The sequence below is a fragment of the Paenibacillus sp. N3.4 genome, from assembly GCF_008017805.1.
Lineage (GTDB): Bacteria > Bacillota > Bacilli > Paenibacillales > NBRC-103111 > Paenibacillus_E.
Window position 1 is genome coordinate 107,295 of record NZ_VRTT01000005.1, and the last position, 19,059, is coordinate 126,353.

Genomic DNA, 19,059 nt, shown 5'->3' on the forward strand with positions numbered 1-19,059 from the left:
AAAGAGAACCGTGTAAGTGTGAAAGTGCACCCAAACGGTTCTTTTTCACGATTGGAACCATACATGCAGATTGAAAACCGCTTGAAAAAGGAAAATATATCCTTTTGTATGATAGGATGGATTTGATCCATCGATTTTAATAGGAAATGCGGCATTTGATCATTTTATAGGCAGGAATATATAGCGATTGAACAGAAAGAATATTCCTATATATGCTGAGGGGGGAAATTATTTGTATTTATTTACGTACGGAACAATGGCTTTAAATAACCCACTAGTCGCCAAGGATTTAAAACTAATTTCCTCAGATTGCTGGGTTCGAGGTATACTATGTGATACCGGACTAGGGTTCCCTGCTTTGGTAGAGGGGGAAAATAAGGTTCGAGGTAAGCTGGTTTTAATTGAATCTGAGGATGTGCTTAAGGTGATTCTGGGAATTGCAGACAGCCTTAATGATTTAAATCCTTCCCATGTTTTTTCACTAAAACCGATTACTGTTCATACAGATAACAGTTCCTATGAGGCTGAAGCTTTTATGTACAATCACAGTAATGGTTTAGAAACAATTGATTCTGGTACTTGGATATAAGTAAAAGAATTCGACAATTGGCAGGAGCGTTAATCGTTATGAAATGAGTGAACAATTAAATGGTATCTTCCCAGCCGTATGTCCGCTAGATTGCCCGGATCAGTGCAGTCTATTGCTTCATAAAACAGCTGGTAAAATTGTGAAAATAGAGGGTGACCCTTCCCATCCGGTCACACAAGGCGCAATTTGTAATAAAGTCAGGAATATGAAAGAGAGATTGTACGACGACAACCGGTTGCGATTTCCATTAAAGCGGGTCGGGCCTAAGGGCAAAGACAGCCGATTTGAACGCATTACCTGGGACGAAGCGATAGCTACGATTACGGATCGGTGGAAAGATCTAATCGCAAAGAATGGCCCTGAGTCCATATTGCCCTATAGCTTCTACGGCAATATGGGAAGGATCGGCACGGAGGGCATGGACCGCCGTTTTTTTAACCGAATGGGAGCCAGCAGGCTGCTGTATTCGATATGTGAATCGGCGGGAACAGAAGGTTACACCTATACGATGGGGGGCAGCTTTGGAACTGACCCGGAGGATACGGTACATGCCAAACTGATAATCATGTGGGGGATCAATGCCGTCAGTACGAATATGCATCAGGTCATGTTGGCTGAGAAAGCTCGTAAAAATGGCGCTCAAATCATCGTCATCGATGCTCACAAAAATCAGACAGGCCGATGGGCAGATTGGTTCATCCCGATTTTACCGGGAACGGATGCCGCACTTGCCCTTGGATTGATGCATATTCTGTTCTCGGAGAATTGGGTAGACGATGCCTTCCTAAAACAGTTCACGGTCGGGCACGAAGAGCTGAGAGAGCATGTTCGCCAGTATGAGCCGACTGTGGTTGCTGCCATAACAGGTGTTCCCGTGGAAGACATTTACCGGCTAGCACGCCTTTATGGCCAAACTTCGCCGTCCTTTATTCGGATCGGCAATGGGATTCAGCATCATGATAACGGTGGCATGTGCGTTCGAACCATCGCATGTCTGCCAGCCTTAACCGGACAATGGCTGCATCGAGGGGGAGGCGCAATCAAAGGCAATGGCGCTTATTTGGAGCATAATGTATCAGCGCTGCAAAGGCCGGATCTGCGTGAGAAGTCAACGCGCCAAATTAATATGAATCTGCTGGGGAGCGCTTTGTTGGAGCTGGACCCGCCTATTCATGCGCTGTATGTGTACAATTCCAATCCAGCGCTAGTTGCCCCCCATGCCAACAAGGTGCGGGCAGGACTGGAGCGGGATGATTTATTCACCGTCGTGCATGATTTGTTTTTGACCGAAACTGCGAAGTATGCCGATATTGTGCTGCCCGCCACCTCGTCGTTCGAAAACACAGATTTCTACCGTTCCTACTGGCACCAGTATATACAAATTCAGCTGCCTGTTATTGCGCCTTATGAGGAAAGCAAAGCGAATGTAGATGTGTTTCGGTTGTTGGCAAAAGGGATGGGATATGAGGATCAGGCTCTACTGGAAACAGATGAAGCATTGATCCGACAAGCACTCGATCATCCTGGAAATCCTGCGCTGAAAGATATTACGTACGAAGGATTACTGAAAACTCAGTATGCTAAAGCGCAGATAAAACCATTATTCCCTGGGCAATTAAGAACGCCAAGCGGGAAAGTTGAATTATATTCGACTACAATGGCGCGAAAAGGGTTCCCGGCACTGCCGACATATGTCCCCTTGTTCGATGAGGGAGATTTGCCGTTTCTTTTCATTCCCGCACCTAATCATAATTTCCTGAATTCCACATTCGCTAACAATGAAAAGCACGTTCGTATGGAAGGAAAGCCGAAGCTTCATATGAATGTGAAAGACGCGGAGACATTGGGCTTAGCAAGTGGGGATTGGGCCAGGGTTTGGAACGATCGCGGGGAATGCGAGTTGGTCGTACACGCCGGAACGGATGTACTACCGGGCGTCGTCGTGAGTCAAGGCTTGTGGGCAGATTCAAAGGACGGTAAGGCGCTGGTCAATGCCTTAACTCCTGACCGTGTTGCGGATATGGGCTCAGGGGCGACCTTTTTCTCGGGGCGTGTTCATGTAGAGAAGCGCCAAAATGAGTAATGATGAGCTTTCAGGAACACAACGGTTTAGCTGTTGTGTGCTTGAAAGCTCTTTTTTTGGAGCTGTGCACAGTAATGGAACATGTTTTCCAAAAGTGCTGCTTATTTTATACGTAGTTAACGAATCTTTTGTATAGTTTAAGGTGGAGAAGAGCCTAGATCATGAGAGAAGAGGGATACCATGCGAAATCGATTGCTGAGGGTTACGGTAGGCAGGAAATTATTTCTTTGTTTTATCCTTGTTTTGCTGCTTACCGGTATTGTAGGGTGGATGAGTTTCAAAAATATGAGATTCATGCAGCAGCAAAGCGATGAAATTAGCAAAGTATGGATGCCGGGCGTTGAGGCCGTCAATGCCATTAGCTACTTAATCGAAAATGTTCATGCCTTGGACATGCAGTTATTTATATTGACCGATTCTTCCCAGCTGCAAACTACGGAAATACAAGGGATGGCCGCATTAAGCAATGTGGACGAGCGGATAAAGCAGTTTGAAGGAACGCTTGCCACTGAGCAGGAGACGCGAAATTTTGATGCTTTTCAAAAACAATGGGAGAAATATAAAGGTTACCATCAGACTTTCGTTGAACTCACCAAGGAAAATAATTTGAGCAAAGGTTTGGGAAAAAGGGATACAGAGGTTCAGACGCTGCTTAATGAGGCAAATAAAACCTTTAGCGGCATGCAAAAATATTTGGATGTTCTGGTAACCATCAAGCACGAAGGGGCCATGGCAGCAGCAGCAAGCAGCACCGACATTTATAAGTCAGGGCAGATCAAGATGCTCTACCTGCTTATATGCGCTGTTGTTGTTGGTTTAAGTCTGGCGATTCTTATTACGATAAACATTTCCAAGCCTGTCAGGCGGGTGTCACGCGCTTTGCAGGCTGTAGCTCTCGGGAATTTAACCGAACCTGATGTATACGTTAGAAACAAGGACGAGATTGGTGAATTAGTTGCTGCTTTGAACCTAATGAAATCGAATGTAAGAGAGATTTTGTCTCATATTCGTGATGCTTCCACATCCGTGGCTAGCTCTTCGAAGGAACTGCTGTCTCACTCGGAACAATCCTCACGATCTTCCCAAGAAGTGGTTGAAGTCATGCAAAAAGTCGCAAATGGGGCCGAGCTGCAAGTGAGGAATTATGAGGATACAAGCGTCGCCATGACAGAGATGTCGATTGGTGTTGGGCGTATTGCCGAGACCTCATCGGAAGTATCAGATATTTCTATGGAGGCGTTCCGCGAAGCGCAGCAAGGTGAACAGGATCTGCAAGCTCTTGCTCAAAGCATGAAAGGGGTAAGTGACACTGTTCACCAAGCAAATGGCGTCATTCAAGACTTGGAGGGTCACTCACAGGAAATCGATCAGATGATTGGTTTCATGAGCAGCATCGCTAAGCAAACGAATTTGCTTGCCTTGAATGCCGCTATTGAAGCAGCACGCGCGGGGGAAGCGGGCAAAGGCTTTACGGTTGTGGCTGCTGAAGTTCGCAAGCTTTCGGAGCAGTCTGCCCAATTCGCTGGGCAAATCACAGAGCTGGTTCAGCAAATTCTCACGAATACTGAGTTTGCTGTGCAAACGATGCAGCATTGTTTGCGGGAGGTAGATTTCGGGAAAGAGAGGGTTCATACAGCGGAAGCCTCATTCCATCGTTTATATACAGCTTCTGAGAAAGTTGTCGTGCGCATTCAAGAGGTCGCTGCGGCAGCCGAAGAGATGGCTGCTACCTCGGAGGAAGTAACGGCATCTGTTGCAGAAACCAGTTCACACGCGAATAATTCTTCCTCTTATGCCCAGGACGTAGCTTCCACAGCCGGGCAGCAGTTGGCTTCGATGAACACCATCACGGCGTCAGCCGGAACGCTAAGCCACATTGCCGAAGATTTACATAAAAGTGTAGGTAAGTTTCAGCTGGAATAAGTTAAGAAATAGGCAATCAGAGCTCAAACAGACCACGTCATCTACATCTGTAGATGACGTGGTCTGTTTGTCTCTGACTATTGTTGTACAAAACGAATTATGCGAATGGATGAAAACCTTAGCGGTTGTCTATTTTCTCCGGATATAAATCATGGTTCATCAGGCGGTGATCAGCCATGGCTTCATATTTGGTCCCTGGCTGGCCCCAGTTACAGTAGGGATCAATAGAGATACCGCCACGTGGGGTGAATTTCCCCCAAACCTCGATGTAGCGTGGCTCCATGAGCTGGGTCAAATCATTCATAATAATGTTCACACAGTCTTCGTGGAAATCACCATGGTTGCGGAAGCTGAATAAGTAAAGTTTAAGTGATTTGCTTTCAACCATTTTAATATTCGGGATGTAAGAAATGTAGAGCGTAGCAAAATCCGGCTGTCCCGTTACAGGGCAAAGACTTGTGAATTCCGGGAAGTTGAATTTTACGAAGTAAGCTCTATCCGGATGCTTGTTGTCAAAAGCTTCCAATAAAGTAGGGTCATAATTAAACACATACTTGGTTCCTTGATTGCCTAATAAGGTAATCTCTTTCAAATCTTCGTTGCTTCTTCCTGTGGACATGGATGGAATCCCCTTTCTTTTTCTGAACGAAAAGAAGACTGAGATACTAGAAACGGACTCTGTTTCCAACTAATAAACACGAAAAGAACGATACCTACGGTACGTTTTTTTTTAGTTTTTTATAGAGGGAGTTCACGAACCTCTCCTAGGAGCAGCTTATGCTCGTAGATGTGTCTTCTTTAGTTTTCTTAAAAACTTTACCACAAACGCTGTTAAAATGCATTATACCTATTCGTTACATATTATGGATAATGATGCGGCAGGTCTGTAGCCAAGGGAAGGGAAGACATTGTATACTTACTAAATAATATAAGATCTAATCCACGGAAAAAATAAGATCTCATCTTCCGGAAGCAAGACAACTTTTCTGACATACGCGTAAGGTAGGGTGACATTTATAATGATGGGAAAGAGCGGAAATTCCGATAGCAATTCCATGTTTGCTCTGTATGCTCATGCACCGATTGGTGTCGTTATGGTTAGGCCGGATGGACGAATTGTGAAGGCAAATCGCTTATTCTCCGAGTTTATTGGGCATACGGTGGAAGAGCTGAAAGATATGAATGTTTATCAAATCACACATCCGGAGGACAGATACATTAGCTTGGAACATATTTCTAAAACGGACGAATCAGATAAGGGATTCCGTTTAGAGAAACGATACGTGCACAAAGATGGACATACGATTTGGGGACTTGTTCAGGGGTTGAATAGAAGTCTAGTCGAGCATAAACTTTTTTTGCCTAATTATTTAGCATTTATACAAGATATTACATTTCTTAAAAGGCAAGAGGAAGAACTTCGGGCAAATAAAGAGAAATATGAATCGTTTGTCCAACACGCTTCGGATGGGATTGTTATTTATGACTTAGAGGGTCATGTCCTTGAAATTAATAAAGCTTTCACGGATTTATTTGGCTGGGAAGAAGGTGAAGTAAAGGGGCTTAAGTTCCCGATCACGTTTCATGACCAATTGGAATTATCAGAAGATTTGATGCGTACAGTGACCTTAGGCGGAGTCGTTCATAACATAGCTGCTTTGAAGAAGCATAAGGACGGAACGCCTATCGAGATTAGCATGTCAGTTTCGCCCATTCATAATGTACATGGAGAGATCGTGCTGCTAGCTGCTACATTGAGAGATACCCGAGTTCATAGTGCACTGACACGTCAAACTAAACAGCTTGAAGAGTCGTTTAAACAGTTGATTGAAAACTGGCCGGACGCCTTTATTGTTGTCAAACAAGATCGATGTGTATATAGTAATCAAGCCGGTTTAAAGTTAATGAGAGCCGAATATCCGGAGCAACTTATTGGGCATTCGGTATATGAATTTCAGTATAAGGAAAATTATGAAGATATTAAGATGATGATGGAGCAGATTCTTAGTGGACAGACGCTTCGGAATATACCATACAAGTTCTATCGCGTGGATGGCCGTTCCATTGATGTTGAGTTCACCGCTATTCCTTCTATGTATGAGGAAGATCCAGCCATTCACTTATTGCTCCGTGATATCACGGAGCAGATAAAAACGGAAGAGCTGATGCGTATTTCGGATAAATTGAATGCGGCCGGGCAGCTCGCAGCAGGCATTGCCCATGAAATTCGCAATCCGTTGACGGCGATCAAAGGATTCGTGCAATTGACGCAGTGGAAGTATCCGGAATCTCGTCATTATTTTGATATTATTAAATCCGAAGTAGAACGTATTGAACTTATAACCGGGGAGCTGCTGCTACTGGCTAAACCAGAGATGAAGTCCGCTCAGACCAAGGATGTATGTGGAATTCTGGATCAGGTCAGTACACTTTTGGAATCGCAAGGCATCATGAATAATGTACAAATTATTACCGATTATTCCGGATCGCCTTTAAGCGTGATGTGTGATGCAAATCAACTGAAGCAAGTATTCATTAATTTGCTCAAAAATGCGATCGAAGTCATGCCAAAAGGCGGCGAGATTAGGATTCAAGCAGAAGCGGATCATGAGCAGGTGAAGATTGCGATAATGGATCAAGGACCAGGTATCCCTCCGGAACAGTTAGGTCAGATCGGACAACCTTTTTTCACAACGAAGTCGAATGGGACAGGACTGGGCCTTACCGTTAGTTATAAAATCATACAGAACCATGGGGGAAGTATTAATGTCCATAATGACCCAAGCGGGGGCGCTGTATTCACAATTAAGCTACCATATGTCAAATTGAGTTGAACACGGTTAACAGGGTAGATGGTTATTATATTTTATCATCAGGGAACGTGTAAAAGGGGCATTCGAGATGTTTTAAAAGAATGTCTCTTTTTGCTTGTCTCGTGACTGTAGTCATGAGAGGTTCAAAAATTAGTCATGGCTTGTTGTAATTTTCCAAACCTTTCTGCATGATTTCGATCATATCATCACATGTATGCTTTTCAGTTTATTGACGTAAGCTTCCCATTCCTGATCGATACCGCCTTTGACGACCCAGCGAATGAAAGTCTGCCTTACATAGGCCTTGACGTTTATCTGCAATTGCGTTAGTTTGTCGCGGTCGTCGGGCGAGTAGGCGACATAGTCAGGAAAGAACTTGTCGAGCGGAGCGACGATCGGCTCGTAAAGCGCTACGGCTTGGGAGCGATTAGAATTGCTGTTTCCCGGCAAAAAGCGGAGTTTGGCAGCCAAATCCGGCGTCATGGCCGAGAGAGCATCCACATTGGGAAAATCGCCCTCGCTCCCGGTTTCCGGAAAAATGTCGTAAGTACCATCGCTATTTTTCCTCGTCCCTTGTCCGAATAATCCATACGTTTCTTGTACAGTCCAATCGGGATCGGCCAACAAATCTGCCAGACGTGCTGAGGCAATCGGATACTTATTATTTTTGAAAATGGTGAACTGATTATTGCGGACGATCCATGTTTGCTGCCGAAACAGTTGTTTGGAGACGTCTTGGGCTTTTGGTGGAAGCATGGGCACATATACGTCGGGATTAGGATTGCTGTAGGCTTCAATGGATCCGACGATCTCCGGTCTGGCCATCAATTTGGCATAATAAGCGCTCCAGTCGTCCGTGAATACTTCAGGAGGAATCAATCCTTCTTCATACAGCTTATGCAAGTAGGCCAGCGGCTTTTTGATCTCCGGGTTTATTGCCTGGAATCGGACTTTGCCGTTCTCGATCGACACATAGTTTTCGTCCGGCACCAGGATGCCGAAGGAACCCCCGTATAAGTCCAATTGACCGCCCACATATTGATCCCAACGGAAATAATAAGGGATAATTTCCTTCGGAATGTCTCCAGTTCCGGCGTTCGCCTTGAATTGCGCAAGCGCAAATGCAAATTGTTCGGTTGTTTTCGGAACCTCCAAACCGAGCTGATTTAACCATTTCTTGTTGATCAGCCATTGATCGCGTATGCCCAAATATACGTTATTTTGTTGAATAAGGCCTAAACTGTAAATATCGCCATTTGCGGCAGTCATCGCTTTCTTTGCTGCCGGATTCGATTGGAGCGCTTTCATCCAATTGGGCGCATATTGCAGCATATCCGAGAACGCTACGATATCCCCGGCCGCTTGCGCAGCTTCCATTTGATGCGGCGATATGTCGGAACGCAGCATGAGATCGGGGTATTGCCGGGAGGCAAACATCAGATTCAGCTTGTCCCTGTTGTCGACGGAGATTTGCCTGATATCAAGGTGAATTCCGCTTTTCTCCTCCAAAGCCTGAAAAAATTTCGATTGGTTGTAGTCGCCTTTAAACGACGTGACGACAACGGTCTTCAGCGTAATCGGCTGGTTGACGATTGGATACCCGGTCAAATTGACAGCGACGCCATTCTCCATAATCTGATTCGCAGTCGTTTCCCTGGAACCGCCTGAAGTGCCGCTGAAATTGGAAATTGCCGTTTGTTTGCATCCCGTCAAGAGGATGGCGGACCCTAACGAGACGACGAGAAGCAAATTGGCGCTCTTGTTCACGACTCCAACTCCTCCTTTGTTTTTCGGCTCATCGTTCGAATGCAATAGTGTTAATTATCATATCAAGGGAATATTGTTTCGTAAATATGCGGTTGTTGGGGCATAGTCCATTCTTCCAAAATGGCCAATTGACAGCTTGACGAATGTACAATTGCAGAAGGATGCGTTATATTAATTACGAATACGGCATGAAAGCGCAACTGTGAATGCATCGGGGAAGGGGCCTCGGCGGAAGGGGCTTTATCGGTCGTTACACTGTAAGGGCTTACACGAAAGGCGGAGTGCGATGCTTTGGCCAAAACGAAACGTTTTGCAAACGAACCGACTGTTTCTGCGCTATTTGTTTTCCTATATGCTGGTACTGATCATTCCCCTCGCGATCATCACCATGCTGGTTTACAATTATTTCTTCCAATTATTGAAAGAAGAAGTGATCAAGAACAACGTGAATATTCTCCAGCATGTCGTCACAACCGTCGATACGAATATTACCGGCATGAACACGGTTGCCTACCAAATATACAGCAATCCGGACCTGACTACACAGCAAATCGGCGACGATCCGTATCATACATCCAGAGGCATCGATCAATTAAAGAGTTATATTTCCGGCAGCAACTTTGTAGGCGATGTCGTCGTATATTACAACCAATTGAATAGGTTTGTCTCCTCAACGCGAACTTATACGATGAAAGAATTTTTGAAAACGTTTTATAACGGAGCCATCTCGGAGGAACAATTTCAAACCGCGACCCGGAACACAAAAGGCAATGCGGTTTGGGTACCGGAGAGCGATGCTGGAGGAGGCGAATTAGGCCGTGTCGTGAGCTACCTTGTACCCAACAGTTCCAATTATGACAAACGCATGGTGTTGTTTGTCATCAAGGAGCGGGCATTTCAACAGATTATGAGCAGTGATAAAGGCAATATAATGGCGATAAATCCGGATCATAAGACCGTCGCCGCATATAAAGAGGTCACTCGTCCCGACGAGTTGGAGTTAATGGCTATTATTCAACCGGATCAGCTTAAGCATTCGACAGTAAAGAAGGTCGGCTCCTCGTCCAATTTCGTTTCTTACATCCAGTCCGCGGAAACCGGCTGGAGCTACTTAATGGTGATGCCAGTCGGAGAAGCGATGAGCCAGGTATTCGCTGCCAAGAATGCCTTCCAGTGGACGCTCTTTCTCATCATGCTCGCCGTTGGCTTGCTGATTTTGTTCAATATGCGTGTGAATTATCGTCCCATCCGCCAGCTGCGCTTGTTTGCGGAATCGGAGACCGGAAGCATAGCTGAAACCGGCAACGAGTTCGAAGCGGTACGGATGACCATTAACCGGATCAATCATACGAACAAGTTGTTGAACGATCAGGTTAAAAGCAATCACAGCGCGGTCAAAGACTTCCTGTTGAACAACCTGATTCGAGGTTCTTTCCCGCATGTGGATACCTTTAACGACAGGGGCAGAGATATCGGCATTTCCTTCAGCAACCCAGATTTTCGCGTCGTCATCTTCTCCACGGGCTTTTCGGATCGACAGCAGAAGCAGTCAGCTGCTTTGCTTCCCGAACTCGTCGAGTTGTTAGAACGAGTACTTCCTGGCGAAATCGAAGGCTATGGCCGCATGAACATCGACAATCATCTAATTTTTATTTTGTCTGACGGCCAGGAATCGGACCGTCAGGCGATGCACAACACGTTAACGCAAATGCAGCAGATCATGATGAGCCGGCTGCGCGTCAATGTTGCGGTCGGTGTCGGCAACGGCTGTACGGAAGCGGGACAGATCGGCAAATCTTGCATCGAAGCGTATACGGCGCTCGATTACCGGCTGATCAAAGGAACGGACCAAATCATTTACTTCGAAGAAATCCAAAACAGCACCAAAGCGGAGTTTCCATACCCGGTAGAAGAACTGAGGACGCTCGAATTGTCCATCATTGAAGGTAACACCGAGCAAATCTCATTGACCGTGACGGAACTAGTGGACAAAATTACCCGGTGTGACATGCCCTTGTTCGAAGCCCGTTGTCTGTGTTTCGATATTATCAATACGGTGCTGAAAACGATGCAGATGATCAATAAAAAGTTTGTCTGGTTGGACAAAGGATATATCGATGTCATTTCGCTAGCTCAATTTGAAACCGTGAAGGAGCTCGGACGGAGCATCAACGAGGTTTGTCAGACAATCTGCAAGTACATTAAGGATAATCGCGAGAAGCATGATCAGGAGCTGCTTCAGCAACTGATCGCCTATATCGAAAAAAATTACCACGACACGAACTTTACGGTCCAGAACATGGCCGATCATTTTAACATGTCCCTTTCCAATTTGAGCTACTATTTCAAGAAATATTTTGGCCAGAACATTTCCGATTACATGAATTACCTGCGTATTGAAAAAGCTAAGCAATTGCTTAGCTCAACGGAGAAACCGCTGATCGAGATCATTTCTGAGATCGGGTACTGCGACGTATCGAGTTTCGTGCGCAAGTTTAAGAAGGAAGTCGGCACGACGCCTGGCGTTTTCCGCAAACTTATGTATAAAAGTATATGATAGGTTCTTCCGAAGAATAAAGCGGAATTGATCAGCCGGCTTTCGATAACAACGCATCGTTGATGCGTTATTATCGGAAGCCGGTTGTTTTGTTGTGATGCACATGATTAGAAGAAAAGCATACTGTCCTTACAAAGGAAGCCGCTCATGCAAGCGGAAGCCTTGCGGTGCTTGGGTATTCAGCCTGTGGAAGAAAAGCATACCGTCATTTAACGACATATTTACGTTTCTGCGACACATCTGCTAGCCTGAAGAAGCGATCGATCCGCAAATTGAAAATGAAATCGGTTACATATCGGTGGCAATACGCCAAAAATATGATTTTGGGGGGAGCACAAATGAGAGGGAAAATGGGCAGGATTGTTTCAGGAATCGTTTGCACGGCAATGCTCGGCGGCTTTTTAATCGGGTGTTCAGATAACGCCGGCAATGCCGGGGAGATGAGGTCCGCCTCAAACGACGGCAGCGGCAAGGAAACGCAGCTGCTTGATGGCGGCGTGACGAATGCGACGGGCTATCCGATAGCGGCATCTCCGATCACATTGAATGTGGGCATCGTTTACGGCGCTCATATGGGAGATTTTACGAAGTACGATATTTGGAAAAAAATTGAGGAAAAGACCAACATCAAAATCAATCTGAAAGTGTACAGCGATGTGGAGAAGGTCAATCTGATGTTTAGCAGCCGGGATTATCCGGACATCATTCTGCGAATGGACTCGGCGCCGCAGGCGATTTCCGATGCGGTTGATGCGCAAGATATCGTCAGCATTAACGACCTTTTGAAGTATGCTCCAAATTGGGGCAAGTTTTTCGAGTCCAATCTGGATTTGAAGCAGCAAGCTTTGATGCCAGACGGCAAATTGTACGGCTTTCCGTTTGCGCTGATTGACGAATACAGCTACAACTTGCGGGACCAGTGGTTTATTAACCGGAAATGGCTGGATGAACTTGGACTGAAAATACCAACCACGACAGAAGAATTCAAAAACGTGCTGACGGCTTTTAAAGAGAACGCCGGCAAGGGCTCGATTCCTAAAAACGCGACCCCTTACTATATTCAGTACGGCAGCAATATCGGCGGACAGTTCGATATGTACGCTTCGTTTGGAGTCTATGCCCCTGGCAGTTACTTTATTGTCGAGGATGGCAAATTCAAATCCCAGGCGACCAATCCGGACTTGAAAGAGCCGATCCGCTATTTGGCCGATCTATACAAGAACGGGCTGATCGTTCCGGAAGCCTTCACAGATGACTGGGGCAAATATACGGCCGCCATTTCGTCCAATCCGCCGATGATCGGTTCGATGACCTCTTACAACGATCAGAATGAAGGCTATAAGGATGGGAAATGGTGGTACCCGATGGCACCGCTCCAATCTCCCAACGGCAAACAGCCGAACATTCGCCGCCAGACCCGCAGCATTTGGCCGAGAAACTTTGTCATTTTCAAAAACAACAAATACCCCGTGGCGTCTGCAAGGTTAGCGGATATGTTGGCGGAACCGGACTGGTCCATGATGATGAACTATGGCAAGGAAGGCGTGGCATGGACGAAAGGAGCCGACGGCAAATATCAATTGACGAATCAAAAAATCGAAGCGGACGCCGATAAAGGGCTTGCCAATTACGGCATTGCGCTGCTCGACGAGAATATGTTCAAAAATAAAATTGTCAATGCCAATGTCAACAAGGAAGGTACAAGAGAATGGGCATACGACAACATTTATAAAAAATATTTGCCGGCTAAAAACCTGAATTACCCGCCGGTGCCTGCCGGATTGCTGAAAGACACAGAAAAACTGCGTATGGCGGATCTGGATAAGGCCATTAACGATTATATCAAGACGACCATTGCAAACTGGATTTCGGGCAAAGGCAATGTAGATACCGAATGGGATGCTTATGTAAAAAAATTGCAGAGTCTTGGCCTGGATGAGTTCATGCAGCTAAATCAAAAACAGTTGGATGCAGCCGCCAAGCTGGGCAAGTAACCGACATCGGGAAATCGGGCAGCAGCCCGGTTTCCGCATCCATCGAACGTACGGGAGGAATTCAACATGATCGATTCGAATCCGGCGATCCGGGCGCAAGCCCCAACGCGGTTGTTTTGCAGAAAACTGCTCAAAGTAAAAGAAAATCTCGGTTTGTACGTTCTGGTCCTTCCTGCGCTGATCTATGTCCTTTTATTCGAATATGTGCCTTTATACGGCGTGTTGATTGCCTTTGAAAACTTTAAACCGGTTAAAGGCATATTGGGAAGCGAATGGGTAGGCCTGTATCATTTCGAACGGTTTTTCAAGCTGGATATGTTTTGGACACTGATCAAAAATACGCTATCACTGAGCCTGTACTCCTTATTGGCAGGTTTTCCGATTCCGATTATTCTTGCTTTGGCGCTGAATAGCGCGAACAGCAAGCGGTTAAAAAACATCGTGCAGACGGTAACGTATGCGCCCCATTTCATATCGACGGTCATATTGGTCGGCATGCTTAACGTGTTTCTAGCTCCACGCTTAGGGATTGTCAGCCAGTTCCTGAATTTCATAGGCCTGACGAGCGGTCCGTTGATGATCCTTTCCGATCCCGGCTTCTTCGGGCACCTGTATGTATGGTCCGGCGTTTGGCAGGGCATGGGCTGGGGCAGCATCATCTACTTGGCGGCATTGTCGGGCGTGGATACTTCGCTGCATGAAGCGGCCATTGTGGACGGGGCGAATAAATTTCAGCGCGCCTTCTACATCGACCTGCCTTCGATCATGCCGACGATCGTTACCCTGCTGATCTTGAACTGCGGCGGGATGTTGGGCGTCGGCTTCGAAAAAGCGTTTTTGATGCAAAATGCGTTGAATTTGGGCGCCTCCGAAGTGATTTCCACTTATGTCTACAAGGTGGGCCTGCTGCAGTCTCAGTACAGCTTTTCAGCGGCGGTCGGCCTATTTAATTCGGTTGTGAATTTGCTTCTGTTGTTATCGGTCAATAAACTGGCAAAAAAATTAGGACAAAGCGGAATTTTCTAAAGGTGGGGGTCAGGGTGACAGGCATAACGCGCAAAAGCCGATCCGATATGGTTTACGATACGCTGAATGGCATTTATTTACTTCTGATGTTGATCATTGTATTGTACCCGATGTATTTTATCGTGATTGCTTCCTTCAGTGACCCTTCCGCAGTTGGAACGGGCAGAGTATTTATATTTCCCAAGGGTATTAATTTGGATGGATACAAACTTATTTTCGCATACAAGCAATTATGGATCGGATACGGCAATACGGTGCTTTACACAATAGGCGGATCGCTGCTCAGCGTCAGTCTAACACTAATGACGGCATATGCTTTTTCGCGGGGAGACATGGTTGGCAGAGGCTTTATTGTTACGCTGTTTATTATCCCGATGTTTATCAGCGGGGGGCTGATCCCGACTTATTTGCTGGTAAAAAATCTGAATCTGATCAATAATCCGCTCATCGTCATCATTCTCGGAAGCGTCAGTATGTGGAATATCATCATTACGAGAACGTTTTTCCAATCTACCATTCCCGTGGAGCTGTTTGAAGCGGCGAAGATGGACGGCTGCGGCAATATCGGCTATTTTACCAAAATCGTCCTGCCGCTTTCCAAAGCGATCATTGCCGTGCTGGTCGTGTTTACTGCGGTCAGCCAGTGGAACTCGTTTTTTAACGCATTGATTTATTTGAACGACCGGAATTATATCCCGCTTCAATTGGTGCTCAGGGAAATACTGACGAGCCAGACGCAAATGATGCAGCAGCTTGATCTCGGGATTGTGGACCAGGATATGGCGCAAAAAACGTTTTTGGCCGAGTCCGTCAAATACGGCATCATTATCATTTCCAGCTTGCCTGTTCTATGCATATACCCGTTTGCGCAAAAGTATTTTGTCAAGGGAGTTATGATCGGTTCGCTGAAAGGGTAAAAACGGGATTTGAATGAACGAAACCTATACATGACGAAGAGGTGTAAAAATGAAATTACTGGCCGACGAGTTTGTCAAAGTATACGAATCTGCCGATCCGTCCGGCATCTACTGCTATAGTCCCGGTCTCGCTCTGCTTCCGTCCGGCCGTTTAGCGGCTACGCTGGATCTTGGCGGACCTGGAGTGAGGCAGGCTCACGGAAAAGTGTTTACCTCGGACGACCAGGGCTTGACGTGGACGCATCGGACGGATTATCCGTATGTGCACGCGAGACCGTTTGTCGTCGGTCATGTTCTTTACGTGATCGGCCATAACGGCGATTTGACGATCATGCGTTCGGATGACGAGGGAGAAAACTGGACGGACCCGGTTCGACTGACCAGAGGCGAGGAATGGCATCAGGCACCTTGCAATGTCCATTACGCTAATGGATCGGTGTATCTGGTTATGGAAAAGCGCCTATACCGAAGCATCGAAAGCTGGCCCGTAGGCGAATTGGCGCCAATCCTGATGCGCGGAAGGACGGATTCCGACCTGACTGCTGCGGCAAACTGGACATTTGCCTCCGAGCTCGCCTTCTGCGATGCCGTTCCTGTGGAGAAGCTGGACTATTTCGGCGTTCCGTTCTTCCATAGCAATCCGCAGCGATACATCGATGTTGCGCCGAACAGGGGCTGCGCCCCGGCAGGTTGGCTGGAAACGAACGTGGTGCAGTTCGTCGACCAAGACCATGTGTGGAACGACCCTGCGGGGAAAACGTTTCATTTGTGGATGCGCGCTCATACGGGGGGAAGCGGTTATGCGGCCATCGCCAAAGTAGTGGAAGACGAGAACGGCGCGATGACGACCATGCTCGAAACCGTTCCATCGGGGAAGCACGTTGTTTTCGTGCCCTGCCCGGGCGGACAAATGAAATTTCATATCCTGTTCGACGAACGTACGCAATTGTATTGGCTGCTAAGTACGCAGGCAACGGATAGCATGACGAAAGCGGACAGACTGCCGCCCGACCGGTACAATTTGCCAAACAACGAGCGGACAAGATTGCAGCTGCATTTTTCAAGAAACTGCATCGATTGGTGCTTTGCTGGTTTGGTAGCTGCAGGAGCAACGGCGAAGCAATCGAGGCACTATGCCTCCATGGTGATCGACGGCGAGGACTTGCATATTTTGAGCCGATCGGGCGATGAGCGGTCCTTCAGTTCACACAACGGCAATTTCATATCGTTTCATACCGTTAAGCGGTTTCGCGAGCTTGTTTATTGACAAGAGAGAGAGAATTTTGATAACGGATAATAATGAAAAATTCCGAGGAGGAATGTCTTATGACCGATCAAAAGGATTCGCGCAAAATACTAACCCGCAGAGAGCTGCTTGCTTCGATGGGTATGACAGGGGCCGCAGCGTTAATATACGGCGCTTCGGGGGGAATAGTAAATGCCAGCGAGGGTTCCGTTCAGGATAGCGTCTATGGAAACAATCACGATCGGGGGAGCATTCAGTTCGGTGGTTTGATTCGCATCTGTGGCGCTTTCAGACCTCAGGTGCGGATTAATCAGGAGTGGGACGTTCTGGAATTTACATCAGCTGACGGCATAACGACAGGATATCGGTGGGCCGGAGCACGACCGCACACTACTACCGCAAATAGCCCAACTGCTGATGGCGGCATTAGCGATACGGCGTGGGTAGCGGTATATCAGGCTGGACTTGAGGACGCGCTGGCTGAAAACAGCGGCGTATTGCTTGTCGGCAGTGCGAAACCAGTTTGGCGCGTTATCGACTCGGCTTTGTGGCATTCCGACTCGACTGCCGCAATCAAGACGGTCCTGGGATTGGCAGCCGTAGAGGGTGGTGTAGTCCTGATTCCCGCCGGTTCATACGACTTTACCGCATCGGGCGGCAACATTGATTTACCGCCAAATGTAATTATTTCCGGTGAAGGGGTCGGAGTAACGAATCTAATATGGAATGGCGATGGCTACCTGTTTCGTTATTGGAGAAGCTCGACGACATGGAGCGGTGCTGTTGGCACTAACCATGCGATCACGGATTTGTCGATTAATGGCGGAAATAATTTGAATTCAATCGCAGTAGAGGTCTCGGATACCTACGGGTTCAAGCTTCGCAATATTAGCGTGTTTGGATTTTTGGCAGGTGCTGGCTTGGTACTCCACTCCCGTAACTTCTGGGTCGAAGGAACGACGCTGGAAAACGTTTCGATCAGCAACTGCAAGCGTCATATCGTGTTCAAACGTCAACCGGGAACGGCCAATATGCCTTCGTTTGGGTATACCACTTTTCGTAACGTTGCGCTTAATGTTCGCGACGGCCAGATCGGGATGCTGGTTGGAGACGATGCGTACAACAACGCGCCACATGAAATCTATAACGCGATTCTGGAAGTAAACATCTGGTCAACAGGTAACTCGATAGGCATTGGTTTCGGCAAGAATGGCACCATTCGAGACTCAAGCGGCGTGTTCCGCTGCGAGACGCCGCCAGAGGGGACGACATTCACAGGCAATTTCATTCAATCCGATTATCCGGAAACGTCAGGAATATTTAATTTTGATGGACCTGTAAGAACCTCGCATTTGAGTAAAGCCGAGAACTGGAAAAATACTTGGCGCGATCTGAGATACCAGAAGCTGCGGGATATCGGCGAGCCTAAGCCCGGTGTGCAGAACTATGCGCAATGGTTTCGGGTGTGCCGTATTGGAAGTGATAAATCACTATTCAGCGGCCGAGTCCGGATGGTTACGGATTACGGCAAGGCTTCTTACCGTTCAGCATCCGCTGAATTTGCGTTCGGAGTTCGCGGTAATGATGCTGGTGGGTTTAAGCCGATACTTACTGTTGATGGTGACGGGTTTAACGGGAGCAGTGATCTGTATGCAAAATTTACTATTTATGCAGATACGAGCGGGAAATACTGGCTATATTTCCGCCGTCCGAAATACACGAATTATTGCGTGTTTGAGTACACGTACGATCTATATCCGCAGGGTACGTTCGAATATTGGGATAAGGTAGATTCGCCAGAGTCGGATGCTTCCTTGATAAAGGTATGGGACTCTTTAACATACCCATCTCAGTCATCATACATCGGTGATGAGATTGTATTTTCGGGGCAGCGGACTATCGTAACGGTAAACGGCGGTAATATGACTTATCAAGTGGCTCACCTATTAGGCATCACTCCTGAGTGGTATACGGCAACGGCGTTATCCGCCGACTCCAATTCCATTGGAATCTCTTCGATAACAGCTGATAAGGACAATATTACAATCGCCTTCAAAACGGCAACGCCTGCCGGGAGCGGGAATATAAAAATGGCAGTAGAGTGGGGACGCAAGCAGTTTAACAACCGTTTCCGCCCATCATGA

The 19,059-nt window shown here is 46.8% G+C and carries 12 protein-coding genes and 1 riboswitch; of the genes, 10 read left to right on the plus strand and 2 right to left on the minus strand.

Going from position 1 to position 19,059, the window contains the following annotated elements; all coding sequences use genetic code 11:
• The first annotated feature begins 232 nt into the window (after positions 1–232).
• The 3 genes from FU659_RS04840 (at position 233) to FU659_RS04850 (ending at position 4,595) form a co-directional block, all read left to right on the plus strand.
• Positions 233–589 carry a gamma-glutamylcyclotransferase family protein gene (locus FU659_RS04840; protein WP_147946507.1) on the plus strand — a complete coding sequence of 119 codons (357 nt, stop codon included), beginning with the start codon at positions 233–235 and terminating at the stop codon, positions 587–589.
• Between the two features lie 43 nt (positions 590–632).
• On the plus strand, positions 633–2,672 hold the full coding sequence (locus FU659_RS04845; protein WP_147946508.1) for a molybdopterin oxidoreductase family protein: 2,040 nt from the start codon (positions 633–635) through the stop codon (positions 2,670–2,672).
• 180 nt (positions 2,673–2,852) lie between these two features.
• A complete protein-coding gene (locus tag FU659_RS04850) occupies positions 2,853–4,595 on the plus strand; it encodes a methyl-accepting chemotaxis protein (protein ID WP_147946509.1) in 1,743 nt (580 codons plus the stop codon).
• Positions 4,596–4,713: 118 nt separating this feature from the next.
• Here FU659_RS04850 and queF read toward each other — a convergent pair whose 3' ends face one another.
• Positions 4,714–5,214, minus strand: coding sequence for a preQ(1) synthase (queF, locus tag FU659_RS04855; RefSeq protein WP_147946510.1), 501 nt, complete (start codon positions 5,212–5,214; stop codon positions 4,714–4,716).
• Positions 5,215–5,319: 105 nt separating this feature from the next.
• Positions 5,320–5,363, minus strand: a riboswitch (PreQ1 riboswitch).
• A 251-nt stretch (positions 5,364–5,614) separates the two neighbouring features.
• Here queF and FU659_RS04860 point away from each other — a divergent pair.
• A complete protein-coding gene (locus tag FU659_RS04860) occupies positions 5,615–7,429 on the plus strand; it encodes a PAS domain S-box protein (protein WP_147946511.1) in 1,815 nt (604 codons plus the stop codon).
• A gap of 177 nt (positions 7,430–7,606) precedes the next feature.
• Here the strand turns inward: FU659_RS04860 and FU659_RS04865 are convergent, their stop codons facing one another.
• The gene (locus FU659_RS04865; protein WP_147946512.1) at positions 7,607–9,175 is read right to left on the minus strand and encodes a type 2 periplasmic-binding domain-containing protein; all 1,569 of its coding nucleotides are present in this window, start codon (positions 9,173–9,175) and stop codon (positions 7,607–7,609) included.
• A gap of 286 nt (positions 9,176–9,461) precedes the next feature.
• On the opposite strand from FU659_RS04865, the gene FU659_RS04870 reads away from it, so the two are divergent.
• The 6 genes from FU659_RS04870 to FU659_RS04895 all read left to right on the plus strand — a co-directional run bounded on the left by FU659_RS04870 (position 9,462) and on the right by FU659_RS04895 (position 19,059).
• Entirely contained in the window at positions 9,462–11,732 is a 2,271-nt protein-coding gene (locus FU659_RS04870; RefSeq protein WP_147946513.1) for a helix-turn-helix domain-containing protein, read from the plus strand.
• Positions 11,733–12,010: 278 nt separating this feature from the next.
• The gene (locus FU659_RS04875) at positions 12,011–13,726 is read left to right on the plus strand and encodes a type 2 periplasmic-binding domain-containing protein (RefSeq protein ID WP_187273903.1); all 1,716 of its coding nucleotides are present in this window, start codon (positions 12,011–12,013) and stop codon (positions 13,724–13,726) included.
• Positions 13,727–13,792: 66 nt separating this feature from the next.
• A complete protein-coding gene (locus FU659_RS04880) occupies positions 13,793–14,752 on the plus strand; it encodes an ABC transporter permease (RefSeq protein ID WP_147946515.1) in 960 nt (319 codons plus the stop codon).
• A gap of 14 nt (positions 14,753–14,766) precedes the next feature.
• Positions 14,767–15,669: a carbohydrate ABC transporter permease gene (locus FU659_RS04885; protein WP_261807615.1), complete on the plus strand. Its 903-nt coding sequence runs from the start codon at positions 14,767–14,769 to the stop codon at positions 15,667–15,669.
• A 49-nt stretch (positions 15,670–15,718) separates the two neighbouring features.
• Complete coding sequence (locus FU659_RS04890) at positions 15,719–16,936, plus strand: WD40/YVTN/BNR-like repeat-containing protein (protein WP_147946516.1); 1,218 nt, start codon at positions 15,719–15,721, stop codon at positions 16,934–16,936.
• 59 nt (positions 16,937–16,995) lie between these two features.
• Entirely contained in the window at positions 16,996–19,059 is a 2,064-nt protein-coding gene (locus FU659_RS04895; protein WP_147946517.1) for a hypothetical protein, read from the plus strand.

Coding starts and splice junctions, on each gene's coding strand:
- FU659_RS04880 (WP_147946515.1), top strand. CDS start 13,793: ATGATCGATTCGAATCCGGCGATCCGGGCGCAAGCCCCAACGCGGTTG.
- FU659_RS04860 (WP_147946511.1), top strand. CDS start 5,615: ATGATGGGAAAGAGCGGAAATTCCGATAGCAATTCCATGTTTGCTCTG.
- FU659_RS04845 (WP_147946508.1), top strand. CDS start 633: ATGAGTGAACAATTAAATGGTATCTTCCCAGCCGTATGTCCGCTAGAT.
- FU659_RS04895 (WP_147946517.1), top strand. CDS start 16,996: ATGACCGATCAAAAGGATTCGCGCAAAATACTAACCCGCAGAGAGCTG.
- FU659_RS04850 (WP_147946509.1), top strand. CDS start 2,853: ATGCGAAATCGATTGCTGAGGGTTACGGTAGGCAGGAAATTATTTCTT.
- FU659_RS04870 (WP_147946513.1), top strand. CDS start 9,462: ATGCTTTGGCCAAAACGAAACGTTTTGCAAACGAACCGACTGTTTCTG.
- queF (WP_147946510.1), bottom strand. CDS start 5,214: ATGTCCACAGGAAGAAGCAACGAAGATTTGAAAGAGATTACCTTATTA.
- FU659_RS04875 (WP_187273903.1), top strand. CDS start 12,011: ATGAAATCGGTTACATATCGGTGGCAATACGCCAAAAATATGATTTTG.
- FU659_RS04890 (WP_147946516.1), top strand. CDS start 15,719: ATGAAATTACTGGCCGACGAGTTTGTCAAAGTATACGAATCTGCCGAT.